This window comes from Peribacillus sp. NPDC096540, assembly GCF_050278525.1.
Classification (GTDB): Bacteria; Bacillota; Bacilli; order Bacillales; family DSM-1321; genus Peribacillus.
Genome location: NZ_JBNNTG010000039.1, coordinates 22,706 through 37,680 on the forward strand (window position 1 = coordinate 22,706; position 14,975 = coordinate 37,680).

At 37.7% G+C, this 14,975-nt stretch carries 14 protein-coding genes; 2 read left to right on the forward strand and 12 right to left on the reverse strand.

The genetic code is table 11. The features are described from left to right. Nucleotides 1–26: 26 nt before the first annotated feature. The 5 genes from ACQKMR_RS23965 to ACQKMR_RS23985 form a co-directional block, all read right to left on the reverse strand. Nucleotides 27–818 carry an SDR family oxidoreductase gene (locus ACQKMR_RS23965; protein ID WP_427699528.1) on the reverse strand — a complete coding sequence of 264 codons (792 nt, stop codon included), beginning with the start codon at nucleotides 816–818 and terminating at the stop codon, nucleotides 27–29. Between the two features lie 131 nt (nucleotides 819–949). After that, nucleotides 950–1,888, reverse strand: a complete 939-nt coding sequence (locus ACQKMR_RS23970) for a VOC family protein (protein WP_427699529.1) — start codon at nucleotides 1,886–1,888, stop codon at nucleotides 950–952. 125 nt (nucleotides 1,889–2,013) lie between these two features. Next, the gene (locus tag ACQKMR_RS23975; protein ID WP_340452631.1) at nucleotides 2,014–2,547 is read right to left on the reverse strand and encodes a cupin domain-containing protein; all 534 of its coding nucleotides are present in this window, start codon (nucleotides 2,545–2,547) and stop codon (nucleotides 2,014–2,016) included. A gap of 310 nt (nucleotides 2,548–2,857) precedes the next feature. After that, the gene (locus tag ACQKMR_RS23980; RefSeq protein ID WP_427699530.1) at nucleotides 2,858–3,667 is read right to left on the reverse strand and encodes an IclR family transcriptional regulator; all 810 of its coding nucleotides are present in this window, start codon (nucleotides 3,665–3,667) and stop codon (nucleotides 2,858–2,860) included. Nucleotides 3,668–3,996: 329 nt separating this feature from the next. Continuing rightward, nucleotides 3,997–4,803 carry an alpha/beta fold hydrolase gene (locus ACQKMR_RS23985; protein ID WP_427699531.1) on the reverse strand — a complete coding sequence of 269 codons (807 nt, stop codon included), beginning with the start codon at nucleotides 4,801–4,803 and terminating at the stop codon, nucleotides 3,997–3,999. A gap of 1,090 nt (nucleotides 4,804–5,893) precedes the next feature. Between ACQKMR_RS23985 and ACQKMR_RS23990 the strand changes: the two genes are divergently transcribed. Next, nucleotides 5,894–7,183 carry an MFS transporter gene (locus ACQKMR_RS23990; RefSeq protein WP_427699532.1) on the forward strand — a complete coding sequence of 430 codons (1,290 nt, stop codon included), beginning with the start codon at nucleotides 5,894–5,896 and terminating at the stop codon, nucleotides 7,181–7,183. Nucleotides 7,184–7,200: 17 nt separating this feature from the next. On the opposite strand, the gene ACQKMR_RS23995 is transcribed toward ACQKMR_RS23990, so the two are convergent. Further along, on the reverse strand, nucleotides 7,201–7,437 hold the full coding sequence (locus ACQKMR_RS23995) for a hypothetical protein (protein ID WP_427699533.1): 237 nt from the start codon (nucleotides 7,435–7,437) through the stop codon (nucleotides 7,201–7,203). A 319-nt stretch (nucleotides 7,438–7,756) separates the two neighbouring features. Between ACQKMR_RS23995 and yppF the strand changes: the two genes are divergently transcribed. Then, a complete protein-coding gene (yppF, locus tag ACQKMR_RS24000) occupies nucleotides 7,757–7,939 on the forward strand; it encodes a YppF family protein (protein WP_427699534.1) in 183 nt (60 codons plus the stop codon). Between the two features lie 240 nt (nucleotides 7,940–8,179). Here yppF and ACQKMR_RS24005 read toward each other — a convergent pair whose 3' ends face one another. The 6 genes from ACQKMR_RS24005 to ACQKMR_RS24030 are packed head-to-tail and all read right to left on the reverse strand — an operon-like array spanning nucleotide 8,180 to nucleotide 14,249. After that, nucleotides 8,180–9,505 carry a gluconate:H+ symporter gene (locus tag ACQKMR_RS24005; RefSeq protein WP_427699535.1) on the reverse strand — a complete coding sequence of 442 codons (1,326 nt, stop codon included), beginning with the start codon at nucleotides 9,503–9,505 and terminating at the stop codon, nucleotides 8,180–8,182. A 56-nt stretch (nucleotides 9,506–9,561) separates the two neighbouring features. Continuing rightward, nucleotides 9,562–10,284, reverse strand: coding sequence for a GntR family transcriptional regulator (locus tag ACQKMR_RS24010; protein WP_056519226.1), 723 nt, complete (start codon nucleotides 10,282–10,284; stop codon nucleotides 9,562–9,564). 16 nt (nucleotides 10,285–10,300) lie between these two features. After that, nucleotides 10,301–11,314, reverse strand: a complete 1,014-nt coding sequence (locus ACQKMR_RS24015; RefSeq protein ID WP_427699536.1) for a sugar kinase — start codon at nucleotides 11,312–11,314, stop codon at nucleotides 10,301–10,303. Continuing rightward, on the reverse strand, nucleotides 11,307–12,062 hold the full coding sequence (gene dagF, locus ACQKMR_RS24020; RefSeq protein WP_427699537.1) for a 2-dehydro-3-deoxy-phosphogluconate aldolase: 756 nt from the start codon (nucleotides 12,060–12,062) through the stop codon (nucleotides 11,307–11,309). The genes ACQKMR_RS24015 and dagF overlap by 8 nt, the downstream gene beginning before the upstream one ends. Beyond that, nucleotides 12,059–13,168 carry a DgaE family pyridoxal phosphate-dependent ammonia lyase gene (locus ACQKMR_RS24025; RefSeq protein WP_427699538.1) on the reverse strand — a complete coding sequence of 370 codons (1,110 nt, stop codon included), beginning with the start codon at nucleotides 13,166–13,168 and terminating at the stop codon, nucleotides 12,059–12,061. Before ACQKMR_RS24025 ends, dagF begins: the two co-directional genes overlap by 4 nt. Next, complete coding sequence (locus ACQKMR_RS24030) at nucleotides 13,146–14,249, reverse strand: amidohydrolase/deacetylase family metallohydrolase (protein ID WP_427699539.1); 1,104 nt, start codon at nucleotides 14,247–14,249, stop codon at nucleotides 13,146–13,148. The genes ACQKMR_RS24025 and ACQKMR_RS24030 overlap by 23 nt, the downstream gene beginning before the upstream one ends. Nucleotides 14,250–14,975 lie beyond the last annotated feature (726 nt).

A 14,975-nucleotide genomic window follows, 5' to 3' on the forward strand; every position in this document is an offset into this window, starting at 1 on the left:
TATCCTACCTTTTTTAAGTAATATTATTAAAGCGCTTTACCTATTGCTCCTGCAGTTTCAATCGTCGATCCAGCTACATAACTCGCTTTATCTGAAGCAAGAAATACAATAACACTAGCGACTTCTTCCGCCTCACCTACACGGCCGAGTGGAATATTGCGTTTTTTCGCAAGATCGCCATAATATTCCTCCGGGTCCATATCAGGTGCATTTTTCAATCTTCTGCGCTCCCATTGATCAGTCCGTATCAATCCGAGGCTAACTGAGTTCACCAAAATATTGTCAAAGGCTAGTTCCTGAGATAGCGTTTTGCTTAAATTTAAAAGACCCGCCCGTGCTGCTGCCGTCGCTACCATATGACGCTCAGGTTCTTTTGCAAGCGTTGCATTAATATTGATAATCCGCCCGCCACCCCTTTTAACTAGATGTGGATGCGCAGCACGAACGGCATATATGATAGCAAAAAACTTTAATTGAATTTGTTCATGCCACTGTTCATCTGTAATATCAAAAAAGTAACCCATCACGCTTTGTCCAGCTGCATTCACCAATATATCGATCCCGCCAAACTTTTCTGCAGTGCCATTAATAAATGAATCCACATCCGATTTTGAGGTAACATCACAAGTTGATGCAAAAATATCTTCTTTGTCCCCAAATGACAGCAAGTGACGTTGGGCATTTTCCATACGACCTTTGCTTCTTCCGCAGATAGCTACTTTTGCGCCTTCACCTAGAAACATTTCTGCCGTTTTTAATCCAACACCCGACGTGCCTCCCATAATAACAGCAACTTTCCCTTTCAAACCTAAATCCATCTCGTCACTCCTTTTAAAAGCAGTTTTCTTTACACGATATAGGGCTAAAAAGAACCTATAACGCCTTGCCCGATGACCATTGGAGGTAAAGGATTTCGCGAATTATATCTTTGTCCACTCTATATTTGATCTCATTTCCCCCCCAATAACGAAACATCAACGGTAGAATCTACCCAGCCTGGATCCGGTTCTCCTCCCATTGCTTTACGGGCTTCAGGCTTCGGTGGTCCTGCAATACCCCATTGATCCATTAAGTGAGGTACTCGTTTCCATACACGTGCTCTCCACTCAGATTCGTCTTCAATCGTTTCGAGATAACATGTATACTCCATAACAAAACCGCCTGGGTCCTGGAAATAACAGAAAATATTGTCTCCTGGCCCATGACGTCCAGGTCCCCAAAGTTCTGACAGTCCTGCTTTTCGAACGTTACTTATACCACGCATTAGTTCATCGACAGAATCAACCTCATAAGCAATATGATTAACTGAAGCATGTTCATCTTGGTTGAATGCTATAGAGTGGTGTTTCCGGTTGCACCTTAAGAAAGACATTTGGTGCTCGCTCCAATCAGTAACTTTAAAACCAAGTACATTTGTATAAAACTCTACAATCATATCTAAGTTTTTTGTATTCATGACAACATGATTCAATTTCACAGGATCTACATTTTTCTTGTTCCAAATTGAAGTTTGAACTTCCACCCATGCTGAAAGCTCAATAACACGGTTTTCAGGATCAATAAAGCGTAGTCCATATCCAGCACCTGCTTCATCCAAATACCCGGGTTGTTCAATAATACGCACGCCTTTTGATTGTAATATTTCAGCTGCACGATCCACTGCGTTTTTATCGACCATACCTAATGAGATGTGGTGCAAACCACGCTTTTCTCCTTTGTAAAGGCTTAAAATATGATGTTCTGGCCCAGCCCCACGAAAATATACTGTATTTTCTTCTTCTGGAATATCCACTCTATCCAAGCCCCAAACCTTCTCATAAAACTTTGCCTGTTCTTCAAAGTTCGGAGTAATCAAACTAATATGCCGTAAATGAGTAATTCCAAGCATCTTTTTATGCCTCCCATTAAATAGATTGCTTTTTTGATAGATTGTCTTGCGCACCTTTAACAATCTAATCGAAAGGGGCGCCTCATTATTTTTTATAATGTAGGTGCCCCTCTTCTTTTAATTGATCAGTCTTTAATGATGGCTTCTCTTTCCTTGGACCGTTGTTTTCGTAATTCTTCAAGCTTGCTACCTTCTGGATATGTTGGCAAATTAGGCTTCACTGCTCCAAGCATAACGAGCATGCGCGCCTCTTCTTTCCCATCATTTCTAATTCCCCGATACACTCCCGGAGGGCTGCTTATGCAGTCTCTCGCACTCAGTTTAATCTCATGAACTTCGCTGTAGCTGTCTTCTTGAATCAACGCTGTAACTTCTCCCTCAAGAATGAAAAATACTTCTTCTACATCATCGTGGAGATGTAACGGTCCGACACATCCCGGAGGAAGCACCATTGTACTTAATGTAAAATGTTCCCCTGCAATTACATTTGTATCATTATTCGCAGTGGCACCTCTTCCAATATATCTCATTTGCGCACGTCTATAAGCTGGATCAATTTCCTCTTGGAACTTTAAAACGTTCCAATCGAGTGTACGGTCTTCCAACCGTGCAACATATTTTTTTTCAAATTCTTTCACCGAAAAAGTTTCTTTTGTCATTTTAAAAATCCTCCCTTATTTGTTGTTTCTAAATCTCATATTGTTTTACTGGAGAAACAATGTTTTATCTATGAATTAATTCTAAAATGAAAACCTTTCATTGTCAAGATGAGTTTTTAGAATATTTAAAACTTTGCTTATAATCAAAACAACCCTTTTGATGAACAAATGTTCAAGCGCCTTATTCAACAGGAGGCTGGATCTCTACAATATTTTTTTAAATGACAAAAAAGTGTGAATACCCATCAAGACTGGGTACCCACACTTTTGAAATAGGTTATTCACTTTTCAGATTAGAAATCCAGCGTTTTCAGACGTCCTTATGATGAAACATATCTCCTCCACTATATCCCATATAAACGGATAGCTGTTGAGAAACTTCGAGTAATTTCGGCAAGGCAATTTTATCAATAAAATCTTCCTGATAAGCAGATTCTGTTGCCACGACATTCAAAGCAGCCAATACTTTTCCAGTCCGGTCAAATATCGGCGCTGCTACAGAACGGATTCCCGGGTGAAATTCCCCGCTTGTCATCGAATATCCTTTTTGCCGGATAGTTTCCAACTGCTTCTGGAACTCCCCTGGCGCTGTAAGAGTTTTGTCTGTATAAGGAGTGAGGTTAGTGATTTGAAACATTTGCATCAACATTTCTTTTGGCTGGTAAGCCAGCAGTAATTTCCCATTAGCTAATGCGTGTGCTGGTAGCCGCAAACCAATGTTCACATTGACAGCAGATACACCTCTGATTGGGGCACTTCCTACATATACCACTTCCTGCCCATCCAAGATGGACAAATGACAAGAAGCACCGATTTCATCACGAAGTGTCTCCATATAAGGTTGGACAATTTCCTGAAATTTCAAGCTGTTTAAATAACTAAAACCCAATTCAAGCACTTTTGGAGTTAAATTATAACGTTTTGTATGTTCATCCTGAGACAGGTACCCAATATTTTGTAGTGTAAATAATAAACGATATGGTACCGTTCTGCTTACTCCCAGTTGTTTCGCTATTTCTGAAAGTGATAAACTCGGCTGTTCTTCATTAAAAAGCTTAATGATTTCCAATCCTCTTACTAATGAATTGGCACTATACTTCTCTTTCTCTTCGCTTGCCATTCAAGTATTCCTCCCGTTGTAAATTCATTACATTTCTCGGCGTCGCAAAAAACTATGCAGAGGAGATACCTTCATCTATTGTTCTTTTCTACCTTGATATAAAAAAAGATAGATACAAACTAGAAATCTATCTTCATGTTACCATTCATCGTTTAAGAAAAAGTAGAAAAATGTAATTCCGACTTCAACATAGATTTATCACAGATCACCTGAAACTTAGAAAGACCATGCAGTAAAATGTCCACCGTTCTCTGCAGTTTTCATAGAAAATTTTCTTGTTTTATTTATTAGCTTATTTATTTCTTTATTGTTTCTATAAGCACCATATTTTATTTCTGACCCACTAGTTGTTTCAGTAAAAAGTCAGTGACATATTTATTGAACACTCTGGGATCTTCTTGATAGCATAAATGACCTGTATTCGGAACGATGGCAAACTCAGATTTTGGAATCAATTCATGAAAAATTTTTGATTCACTAACCGGTGTGACCTGATCCAGCTCTCCACACATGACAAGTGTCGGAATAGATATAGAAGAAAGTATCTCCATTTGGTTTAAATTTGATAAAGAGTAGGAAACAGACCGGTAGCCAGGCGGTCGCACTTGCGACATAATTCGTTCTGCTTCTTTCACTACCTCAACTGGTGCATTTGGCGACACTAACGCTTTCACCCTTTTTTTCGCAAGTTCACTAGGCTTTAACGTATCAATAGAGTGTAATCTACTCTGAAGCTTTCTTTTATTTTCTTCCGGGCTTACTCCGGCTGCTCCACGTGTCGCATCTGATATAATCAGTGCCTCTACCATTTCCGGAAAACGGTTCGTAAAATCAATTGCAATTGCCGATCCCATTGAATGCCCAAGCAGGTATACTGAGTTAAGCCCCAGACTCTCCAAGAATTCTTTCAATACATCTGCGAACTGGGAAAATTCTTGAAATTCTTCTTTTGGATCGGAACTTTCACCATACCCAGGTGCGTCCCAAGCAATTACTCTAAATTCTTCTTTCATCTGACTGAGCTGATGTCCCCATGATTGAGAATTATTTCCCAACCCATGTAGAATAACGAGCGCTTTTCCTTCTCCAGATTCACGATAATGAATCGAATATTCTTCTAATTGACAAATTGGCATCATTTAACCTCACAATCTTTTCTCTTTCACTAATAAATAGATTTAAATGTATATTTTTAATTAAAACATATTTTCGTATATAAAACTAATTGCGGGTCCAGTTTTATTGTCGTAAATGAAGGAAGAGCATCTTAATCGGAATGCTACATTTAACCGCCAAACTTTACTTAAATTGGAAATCAATAGACTGAAGGTAAAATATTTTTTTGGTGATTATCTAGTAACATTTTCTACTATCTAACTAATCATTTCCAGTAATAAATATTTCATATACAAAACATTATTCATATATAAATTATAGATTTTTCTCACTTTAAATTCAATATGAACAAATCAGAATTTTTCGATTTAAGTTCGAGTAACCTTTTTAACACGAAAAAGTCATGTACACATTTCTAATTAGTCTCGGTTGTATCACATAAAAGAATGGACAATACTAGTTATTTTGTTGGCAGTCTTATTATCAGGGCAAGTAGCTTCTTCCATTCAGGATGTTGATTCTTATGTATCTTGATAATTCCTTAAAATCTTTCTCAGTTATTTTCCTATAAATTGCTATGGTCTTGTTAAGATTTCAACTTTCTTCCTTAACAGAAAGTTTCCCTCTGCATGTCGACTAAGAAAGCGGCTCGTCCCCTACATCAATGGATGTTTTCTTACCTATATTCTCACGGTCCAAGAATTGCAATCCTTTCAAGTACAAATTAGAAAGACTTATTGTGCCCATGCAAATAAACCGTTTACAAATCACGTGACTTTTTACTTTTTCAAATAAAAAACATCTTTATAAAAATGTTTAAATCACAAAAGTTTATTTATTCAAAATATATAAAATTATCAAAATATTAAATTGACAATCAATTCTATTTATTTTATCGTTAAGAAAGTAAAACTTTGTTTCCTCAGCAAAACATCACCAGTGCATTCTATCGGTCAGTATTGTGAAGAAAGGCGGGATACAGCTCATAAAAGAGAAAATCAAAACGAGTACATATATCTAAAATTATTTTGATTAGGTAAACCGTAATTCACTTATACTCGATGGTAAGTGTTTTAAGCAATGCTTAAAAATCGACAAGGAGATGGTATTATGTTAAATGGGCAAAAAAGATGGTTATATATTGCCGTTCCAATTTTTTTCTTTTGGTTTTTCGGACAAATTGATAAGGTTGGCATTTCCATCATTCAAACAGATCCAGAATTCTTGAATGCACTCGGTATGACAGGCGATGACAAAAATGCAAAGATCGGTCTTCTTTCTTTTGTATTCACCATTGCTTATGGAGTTTCAAATCTTTTTTGGGGCTTCATCATTGACAAATTAGGTGCCCGAAAAACAGCCATCGCCGGTTTATTCGTATGGACACTTACCATGATTGTGTCAGGCCTCGCTAATTCATATGAAATGTTTTTAGTAAGCCGCGTTATTCTTGGTTTTGGCGAAGGGATGATGATTCCTGTATCAGGTAAATTCATTTCTAGCTGGTTTAACAAATGCGAATTAGGACGTGCTCAGGCATCATGGCTTACTGGAAACTATTTAGGACCGGCGATTGGAGCCATTGTATTGGTGCTTGTTATTTCCTCTCTCCACTGGCAAGCTGCCTTCTTTATGCTTGCGGCCTTCAACTTATTTATTAATATCCCGATGTTTATATTTATGACAAGAAATACACCAGAAGAGCACCCGCGAATTAGTAAAGAAGAACTGGCTTTCATCCGTCAATCCGATGATGAAGAAAAGGAAGGAAACTCCTCTATGAATAAGAGTTTCACTCAAGATTACCGTTTCTGGATTGTCTGGTTTGGTATGCTCGTATGTTCTTTCCTTTTCTTCGGAATCAGTATTTGGCTCCCTACCTATCTTATCGAAGCAAAAGGATTCGAAAAGGAAGGGATGTCAAGCATTACTTCCCTCTCCTGGCTATTTGCTTTAGGATTTGTTCTAGCCTGCGGTTTTCTGGCCGACAAGACGAGACGTCCAAGTTTGATGGCCTCGATTTTATTTTCAATGACTGCTGTCTTTTTGACAGTAGCAGTTTTCATCCCAAATCCAATTATCGCGGGGATTTGTATGGGACTGGCAATGGGATGCCAAGGCGGTGTGTTCCATCTAAGTAATATGCTCATGGTAAAATACTCAACACCCGAAACAGCAGGCCGGGCAGCTGGTCTGATAGGATTTACAAATATTATGGGTGGCTTTTCAAGCTATATCATGGGTTGGCTTCGTGACTTATCAGGCGGGGACTTCAGTACATCAATTGCGATGCTGATTTTTGCAGCTATTTTAGGTTTAGGTGCTTATATATTCTCAATCAAGAAGGAAGCAACTGAACTTCATTTAACACCCTTGTCTGCACAAAAAATCCAAGTATAAAAAGAGGTCGGAGGCTCCTAGTCTCCGACCTCTTTCATAGATTTTCTAAACCCTGATATATCAAGGGTATTATTATCTTGAGCAGGAATATGTGCAATGCGCCAATATCCCTTTTCTGATATTTCATGAAGCTGCCCTAGTACTTTGAGTGTACCTTGGCAGCTTTCATTGTTAGGTTGATCGTACGCTTTAGAAGAGAAAATCAAACTTTTGCACTTCTCTTCAAAGTACAATCTCAGAGTATGAACCGACATTGCATCTAAACCGCTTGCCAGGCTACTGTTGGAAGATGTTTATACGGCCCAATAAATGAAAAAAATTCGTTAATATAAGCCGTTTGCTTTCGCTTCTTCGATTCTAAAAAGTAATCGAAATCATCATCTTATAAAAAAGATTGCTTACCCTACTTCGAATAACTCTATATCCTCTTAATCCTAAATTCTATGGGGAATATTTTTTATATATTTGTATAAAAATGTCGATAGTTAAAATATTCAAAAAATGACAATTCCTTAATTACCCATGTTATATTGTTAATGAAAAAATACTTATCAAGAAATGTAAGGTGAGTGTGTGACAATAGAAGTTTTAATACTCCATTATATTCAGGAAAAACGTCAAAAGCCTAACCATGCAAATGAATTATTAGATTATATTCAGAAAGAATATGTGAGTGGTAAGTTGTCAATTTTTCAATATAGAAATCTCTGTCAGGATTTATACTTTCGTGGGGCAAAACCAACTAATTCTGGATGAACCTTTCCACTAAATCAATAATTGAACTAAAGGTTACTTCCTCTTCCAATGCTAAGACTTCCAGTCGAGAAACATTTTCAGTTATTTTTAATACCCTTACCTTATAACATGGCTAGATCGAATTCGCGAAGTATCAAAAAGCCTCCGTGATATGTCAAGTACAAGGACATATCACGGAGGCTTGATGTTTGAAGCTATCAAATAAAGAAACTGCAAAACTGCGGGAAGTTTTAATAGACTTTAAATAAATAAATCTAATATTAAAACCAGACCAAATGCTACAAAAGAAAGTATGGTTTCCATAACTGTCCATGTTTTGAACGTTTCTTTTACGGTTAATCCAAGATATTCTTTTACTAACCAGAAACCTGCGTCATTTACATGGGAAAACATAAGTGATCCAGCTCCTGTGGCAATAACAAGTAATTCTAAGTTAACACCAGTCATATTGGCAACAACTGGAGAAACAATTCCGGCTGCAGTAGTCAAAGCGACTGTTGCAGATCCAGTGGCAATCCGAATTAATCCGGCCACCAAGAAAGCTAGGACAATTGGTGATAATGATATTTCTTCAGACATGGAAGCAATTGCAGTCCCTACGCCACTATCAATTAAAATTTGTTTGAATCCGCCGCCAGCACCGATAATAAGGATTATGGAGGCTAATGGCAATAAGCATTCTTCTGTTAGTTTTTTAATTAACGATCTGTCCATCCCTTGTCGGTACCCTAAGAAATAGTAGGCTGCAAAACAAGAAATTAATAAGGCTATGACAGGGCTGCCGATAAACAATAAGAATTTTTCAATGGAACCCGGTAGTGGTAGATACGGCGCCACAACAGTTAATATCATTAATAAAACAGGTAAAAGAATGATAAAGAACGAAATTCCTGTGCTAGGTAAACCACTTGACTTTGTTTCTACTCGGATTAATTCCGGTTCTCCCACAGGAATAACCCGTTTATGAATCCATTTTGCGAATAAAGGACCTGCAATTATAGCTGTTGGGAATGCGATAATTAATGAGTAAAGTAGTACGTGTCCCATGTTTGCATTATAAATGCCTATAGCCGTCATGGCTCCCGGATGCGGGGGTACCAAACCATGTACAATTGATAAACCAGCTAGTACAGGAATACCTATTAATAAGATGTTTACTTTGGTTGATTTACGAATGGAAATGACTAAAGGTAGCAATATTACTAAACCAACTTCAAAAAATACCGGAATACCGATAATGAACCCAGAGAGAAGCATAGCCCATGGGAGATTCTTCACACCGAATTTTTTAATGAAGAAGTCTGCTACCTGCATACCAGCTCCTGAATCCGACATCATCTTTCCTAAGATGGTACCCAATGCCAAGATACCAATAAGATGACCGAGGACAGCACCGACACCCGTTTCATAAGCACCTACAATCTTGTCCATAGGCAACCCTGAAAAAACTGCTAAAAATAAACTAGCTACAGTTAAGCTTATGAATGCATGCCATTTCCACCATGATACTCCCAAAATAACAATTACGATTGCTATCAGCGTGATTCCTAATAAATATAGATCCATATATTCTCCCCATCCCTATGAAATCGCTTACAATCAAACCAATACAATAAACAGAATTATTGTATCGGCTCGTTATATGTCACAATATAGTTCTGTTTAGCCGTGTTGTAATACCCTTCACTATATTCCATTACATTACCGTCTCCATCACTAGAAATCCGGATCCTCTTTAGTACTGCTCTGTCTTTTTCCATTTTCAGTGTTTCACAAATGTGATTAGGAGGAATAGCAACGGCAAACTCGTCTCTAAATGTTTCAAGTTTAATGTTTTGATCCTCCAAAAAACCATACAATGAATTTATCTGAATTTCTTTTAAATCTTCTTCGTTTATGTCCAATAAAATATAATGTGTAAAGTAAATATACGGTTCATTGTCCAATAAGTATATTCGCTCAATCTGAATGCAATTTTCTCCAAATAAAGGATAGAGGTCTGACTCTGAAGATAATTCAATCTTCCTTACGCTTAGCACTTTTTTTATAATGTAGTGACCTTCCTCAACTAATAACTCTGTGAAGCGTTTTCCTTTGGAAAGCCTTACAATCGAAGCATTCGCGATTACCTTTGTTCCTTTACCGCTTTTCTTTTCAACATAGCCTTCTTGAACAAGTTCTTTAATTGCGTTGCGTATAGTAATTTTACTCACATTAAATTCTTCTTCTAATTGAGGCTCGGAGGGAATGTTTGTGTTGATAGCATAAACACCATGTAAAATACGATCCTTCAATATTTCTTTTATTTGTAAATACAATGGTCCTTTTTTTCTATTCACATTCATTCCTTATCTCCTGCCCTTATCTCTTTATATCTTCCATTTCCCCTGCCATAGCTGACAGTATCTCATTTTCCGTTGACATTGGGGTATCCCCGACAATCGTGCATGCCAACATTCCCGCTGCGGCTGCAAACCGGACAGTTTTCTCAGGTGAAAAGCCTGCCAATTCGCCATGTAAGATCCCGCTGGTATAAGCATCACCTGCACCAATTCTATCATATACAGAAAAAGAGTTGTTTTTAGAAAAGAAAAACGTTTGATTTTTATACATGTACCCGCGTAAAGAATGGGTATTGTCACTATTTATCGAACGATGAGTTCCAGCTATCGTTTGAATATTGAAGGTTTTAGCAACTTTAGGAATTAGCTCTTTAAGCTTTTCTTCTCTTGAGGTACTTGTTGCCTCCATCCCTAAAATATATATGGCATCTTTTTCATTCATCATGACAATATCAGACAACATAAGCATTTCTTCATAATGAGATTTTGCTTTATTGTAACCACCCTCCCATAAGGAGGGGCGGTAATTACAATCGAAACAAACAATTCCGCCTTTTTCTTTTACTTTTTTAGCAAGCACTTTCATACTTTCACGCACATTATCCCCCATTGCAAGGGTAATCCCACAAAAGTGGATGATATCTGTATTTTCTGCAATCACTTCAATATCATAATCAGACAATGACGCTGTATTAAAGCTGCTTTCCAGACGATTGGAGTAGGTGACACGGCTCGTTCGTTGTCCAAAGCCATTTTCCAAGAAGTACATTCCCAAGTATTTGCCGCCTCTAGTAATGAAATTCCGGCTAATTCCTAAGCGTTGCAAGGAAGAAATCGCTGCATCTCCTAGAGGGTTATCAGGTAGTCTTGTAACAAGGTATCCATCATGCCCAAGCTTTGTCATCGCAGAAGCAACGTTAACACCTGTGCCTGAAAAAGAGTATTGTAAGGTGTTAGCCTGTGTCAGTAATTCATATCCTGGTACCTGCAAACGCATCATTACTTCACCGAAAGCTATAATCTGTTTACGCATGTCTTTCAACCAATTTTTTTGTTATGGCTAATAATTTCCGTACATCCTCCTCATTTGTTTTTCCAGTCTCTTTATTAATAATAGAAGAATAGATATGAGGAATAACTTTAGGCACTTTTGCTTCTAATGCGATTTCTAATATCGTCTCAAAATTATTTAAATCAATACCACCAGTTGGTTCTAAAGCAAACCCTTCTTCACCACAAGCTTTTGCAACTGCACGATACTCTTCTTCATGCTTTAGCCCTTTCATCGGGAAGTATTTCAATGCATTTCCTCCCATATCACGGACTAAGGCAATCGCAGCTTTGATAGGTACAATCGCAAGATCACTAGCTTCAGCACTTACAGGGCCAGTAGAAATATTAACGTAACCTACTTTACCTGTTGGGGAAACCAGGGAATTTATCCAACTATCTTTCTCTCCTAAATTGGCCCTTGTCGCAGCTACGGCAGGGAAGACTTGATTAATATGACTACCAGGGTAGTATTTAGCAATTTCAGCAACGACGGCTGCCTGCTTATTATCTCCAGCACCTAATCCAATCGAAACAGCTTCATCAATAGCAGCCCCGTATTCCTTCATCGCTGTAACACTAGCCTCTACAGTGGGATAATCTTTCGAAAGTACTCCAACTAATACATGCCCTTCGGCAGCTTCAAAAACTTCTACTGCATTTTCTACACTATTAGCGAGAACATTTAACGCTACACGATTATTTAGAAAACGTTTGTTTATATTAGTCATTCTTTGTTTCCTCCTAAGATGGCTTTTAATTGAGCTTCAATTACATTTATATCATCACCTTGCAATGGTCGTGGATCAATATCGAAAAAGCCCTGGCGAACTCCGTAATCACGGGTATAAATAGCAATATCTCCATTTCTCAGCTTATCGTTTACTTCCTTCGCGGTTGTATCCGTTATTACAGGATCAATATGAATGCGTGCTCTATAGATTGCACGTCCAGCTTCATCCTGTACAATTACTACTTTTACACCGTCAATTGATTCAAGTGCAATGAGTACTTGTAAGCTAGCTTTTTCTTTTTCACTATTGTCTGGTTTGACAAAATACTCATCCAATGCCTGAAGCAATCCAAATGTTGTTTCCTTACCGACCTTCATACTCCGGCCGATACAGTGTAATTGAATCTTTAACCATTCAATATATTTTTTCTTCCCAGCAACGATACCTGATGTGGGACCTTCAATCGCTTTAGACCCGCTATAAATGGCTAAATCCGAAAATTGTACATATTTTTCCAAATCTTCTTCCGCCGCAGCATCAACGATTAGTGGTACGTTATTCGCTTTAGCCACTTCCCAGGCTTCTTCAACTGAAATCATATTTTTTTGAACAGCATGATGTGATTTTACGAATAAAATGGCCGCTGTATTTTCATTAATGGCATCCGCAATATGCTCTGCCTTCCCTTCATTTGCATACCCTACTTCAACCAATTTTCCTCCGCCCAAGTAAATCATGGTTTCTACCGGTGCACCATACTGAACGTTATGGCCTTTCAGCATTATGACTTCATTCTTTTGAATAGGTTCTTGATGAAGTCTTTCGCTTTTCCTTCTGTTTCCTTCTGTCACAATAGCGGCTACTGAAAGGGCAATTCCGCTTGATGCTGAGTTTACGACAACCGCTGCTTCAGATTGAAGCAACTGCGCAACATGCTGTCCTGCCTTATCAGCCAAATCTGAGATTTCAACGTAATTTTGACCACCAGTTTTCATGGCATCCATTACGGTATCTGTAGGGGCAGAAACACCTAATATGCTCATTCTTCCGCTTGCATTAATAACTCTTTTCAAACCATATTTAGCATTCAATGAATTCTCCATTTATAACCACTCCTTTTACATCAACTCTTTGTTCTGCTACTCGCTTTTCGCCCTCCGAATCCATTAAAAGGGTTGATTCATTCTCAATTGAGAATAATGTAAGGTTCGCGATATCTCCCTCTGAAATCCTTCCCAGCTCTGGTTTCTTTAACCACTCTGCTGCATTAATAGTAACCGCATCAATTACCTCTTTTAGCGGATATCCCAAATACAAAAATTTAGAAAGAACATTTGCCATACTAAAAACAGGGCCATTCAATCGATTTCTCCGGTATATATCCGTACTGATTGTATTGAAGTGGATACCACACTTTTTCGCAGTTTCTGCTGTTGGGAAAGAAAAGCTTGCAGTTCCGTGACCAACATCCAAATGAACACCCCGTTCAATAGCCTGACTGAACTCAGGTAGAGGCTTTCCTTTGTCATCAAATAAATTATTGGCTTTCCCATTTAAGTAATGTGTAATAATGTCTTTTTCCTCAAGTAAATCAAGGACCTCGTTTATATCAGGTGGTCCTGAACCGATATGGACCATAAGAGGTAAATCAGTATCTGCAGAAAATTTCCTAGCAATTTTTAATGGTTCAACACCATTTGTACCAACCACACTTTTACTAATTCTTGCTTTAAGACCTATGATAAAATCTCTATTTTTGGCAATGGCCTTTTTTAATTCTTCTTCGTTTAGCCAAGATATATCTGATAACTCATCGATTCGCTTCAATCCGATTCGTGAAATATTTAGGAAGGCGTATACATTCGTTTTAGAATTTTTACAACTACTAACCAAGTCAGGTAAGCGGTCTGCTCCTGTACTGCCAGCGTCTATAATCGTTGTTACACCTGTTTTATAGCCAATTTCGTCAACATCATCTCCATACGGATCGAATTCGGGAAAGGCATGTACATGCATATCAATCCAGCCGCTGGAAACAAATACTTTGTGTTTATAGTCCATTACTTTTTCGCCGATTCCAGTTCCGGGTGGAACAATTTCTACAATTTTTCTATTTTCCAATATGATATCTGCAGCATTTCCATCTACCATTTTTACATTTTGTAGTACGAACCTACCTGTCATTGCTCTCATCCTTTTCGGTACGCCCTAAAGATTATTAAATAGCGGTTTTGTATACGTTTACAACTCTTTATGAGTAGTTGTTTATTTCTCTTAACAAAAATAGATTATCACATTTTTTCTGATTAATCAATATAACGTTATAATGTTTAGGTTTAAAATTTTAGAAGCATTTTTCAAGTTCTAATTATGCGTAAGTTGCTGCCTGATAATACTTGAAAGTTTTATTTTTTCTTAAACATAGGTCCCTTGCTATAAAAGGACATAGTTAAATTAGAGCTATTGAGGAATAACGAAGGAAGACAGGGCTTTTTAATGTAGAAGGAAGTTAAATCCCATAAACATTGAAAACGACATACTTGTTTAAACTGAAGGAGCTAAATACAAATTTGTGGTTTAAGCCATTGTTGGCCTCCTTAACTTAAACATTTACTTATCTGACGTTTTTTTAATTCCTACCCTATGAAAAACTGATTTTCCCCAACCCAAGAAAAAAATTTCAATGTACCAATTCTATTTATTTCATGGAATGTGAATGAAGTTTCTAAAATGTTAGATTAGGGTGTCTTAACATAATGGGTCTTATAGGCCCTAAAAAAAGGATCTTCAATTAGAAGATCCTTTCAGACTGTAAACAAACTCGATGAAAATCGAGTTTGCCTACAGTTTTTTTATGGCTTGTACAATTTGAACGTTGATTGGAACGTAGGGCACTCGCTTTCCGCGGGC

Bases quoted from the DNA above. Each gene is read 5' to 3' on its own strand.
- ACQKMR_RS23965 (WP_427699528.1), bottom strand. From the start codon at position 818: ATGGATTTAGGTTTGAAAGGGAAAGTTGCTGTTATTATGGGAGGCACG.
- ACQKMR_RS23970 (WP_427699529.1), bottom strand. From the start codon at position 1,888: ATGCTTGGAATTACTCATTTACGGCATATTAGTTTGATTACTCCGAAC.
- ACQKMR_RS23975 (WP_340452631.1), bottom strand. From the start codon at position 2,547: ATGACAAAAGAAACTTTTTCGGTGAAAGAATTTGAAAAAAAATATGTT.
- ACQKMR_RS23980 (WP_427699530.1), bottom strand. From the start codon at position 3,667: ATGGCAAGCGAAGAGAAAGAGAAGTATAGTGCCAATTCATTAGTAAGA.
- ACQKMR_RS23985 (WP_427699531.1), bottom strand. From the start codon at position 4,803: ATGCCAATTTGTCAATTAGAAGAATATTCGATTCATTATCGTGAATCT.
- ACQKMR_RS23990 (WP_427699532.1), top strand. From the start codon at position 5,894: ATGTTAAATGGGCAAAAAAGATGGTTATATATTGCCGTTCCAATTTTT.
- ACQKMR_RS23995 (WP_427699533.1), bottom strand. From the start codon at position 7,437: ATGTCGGTTCATACTCTGAGATTGTACTTTGAAGAGAAGTGCAAAAGT.
- ACQKMR_RS24005 (WP_427699535.1), bottom strand. From the start codon at position 9,505: ATGGATCTATATTTATTAGGAATCACGCTGATAGCAATCGTAATTGTT.
- ACQKMR_RS24010 (WP_056519226.1), bottom strand. From the start codon at position 10,284: ATGAATGTGAATAGAAAAAAAGGACCATTGTATTTACAAATAAAAGAA.
- ACQKMR_RS24015 (WP_427699536.1), bottom strand. From the start codon at position 11,314: ATGCGTAAACAGATTATAGCTTTCGGTGAAGTAATGATGCGTTTGCAG.
- dagF (WP_427699537.1), bottom strand. From the start codon at position 12,062: ATGACTAATATAAACAAACGTTTTCTAAATAATCGTGTAGCGTTAAAT.
- ACQKMR_RS24025 (WP_427699538.1), bottom strand. From the start codon at position 13,168: ATGGAGAATTCATTGAATGCTAAATATGGTTTGAAAAGAGTTATTAAT.
- ACQKMR_RS24030 (WP_427699539.1), bottom strand. From the start codon at position 14,249: ATGACAGGTAGGTTCGTACTACAAAATGTAAAAATGGTAGATGGAAAT.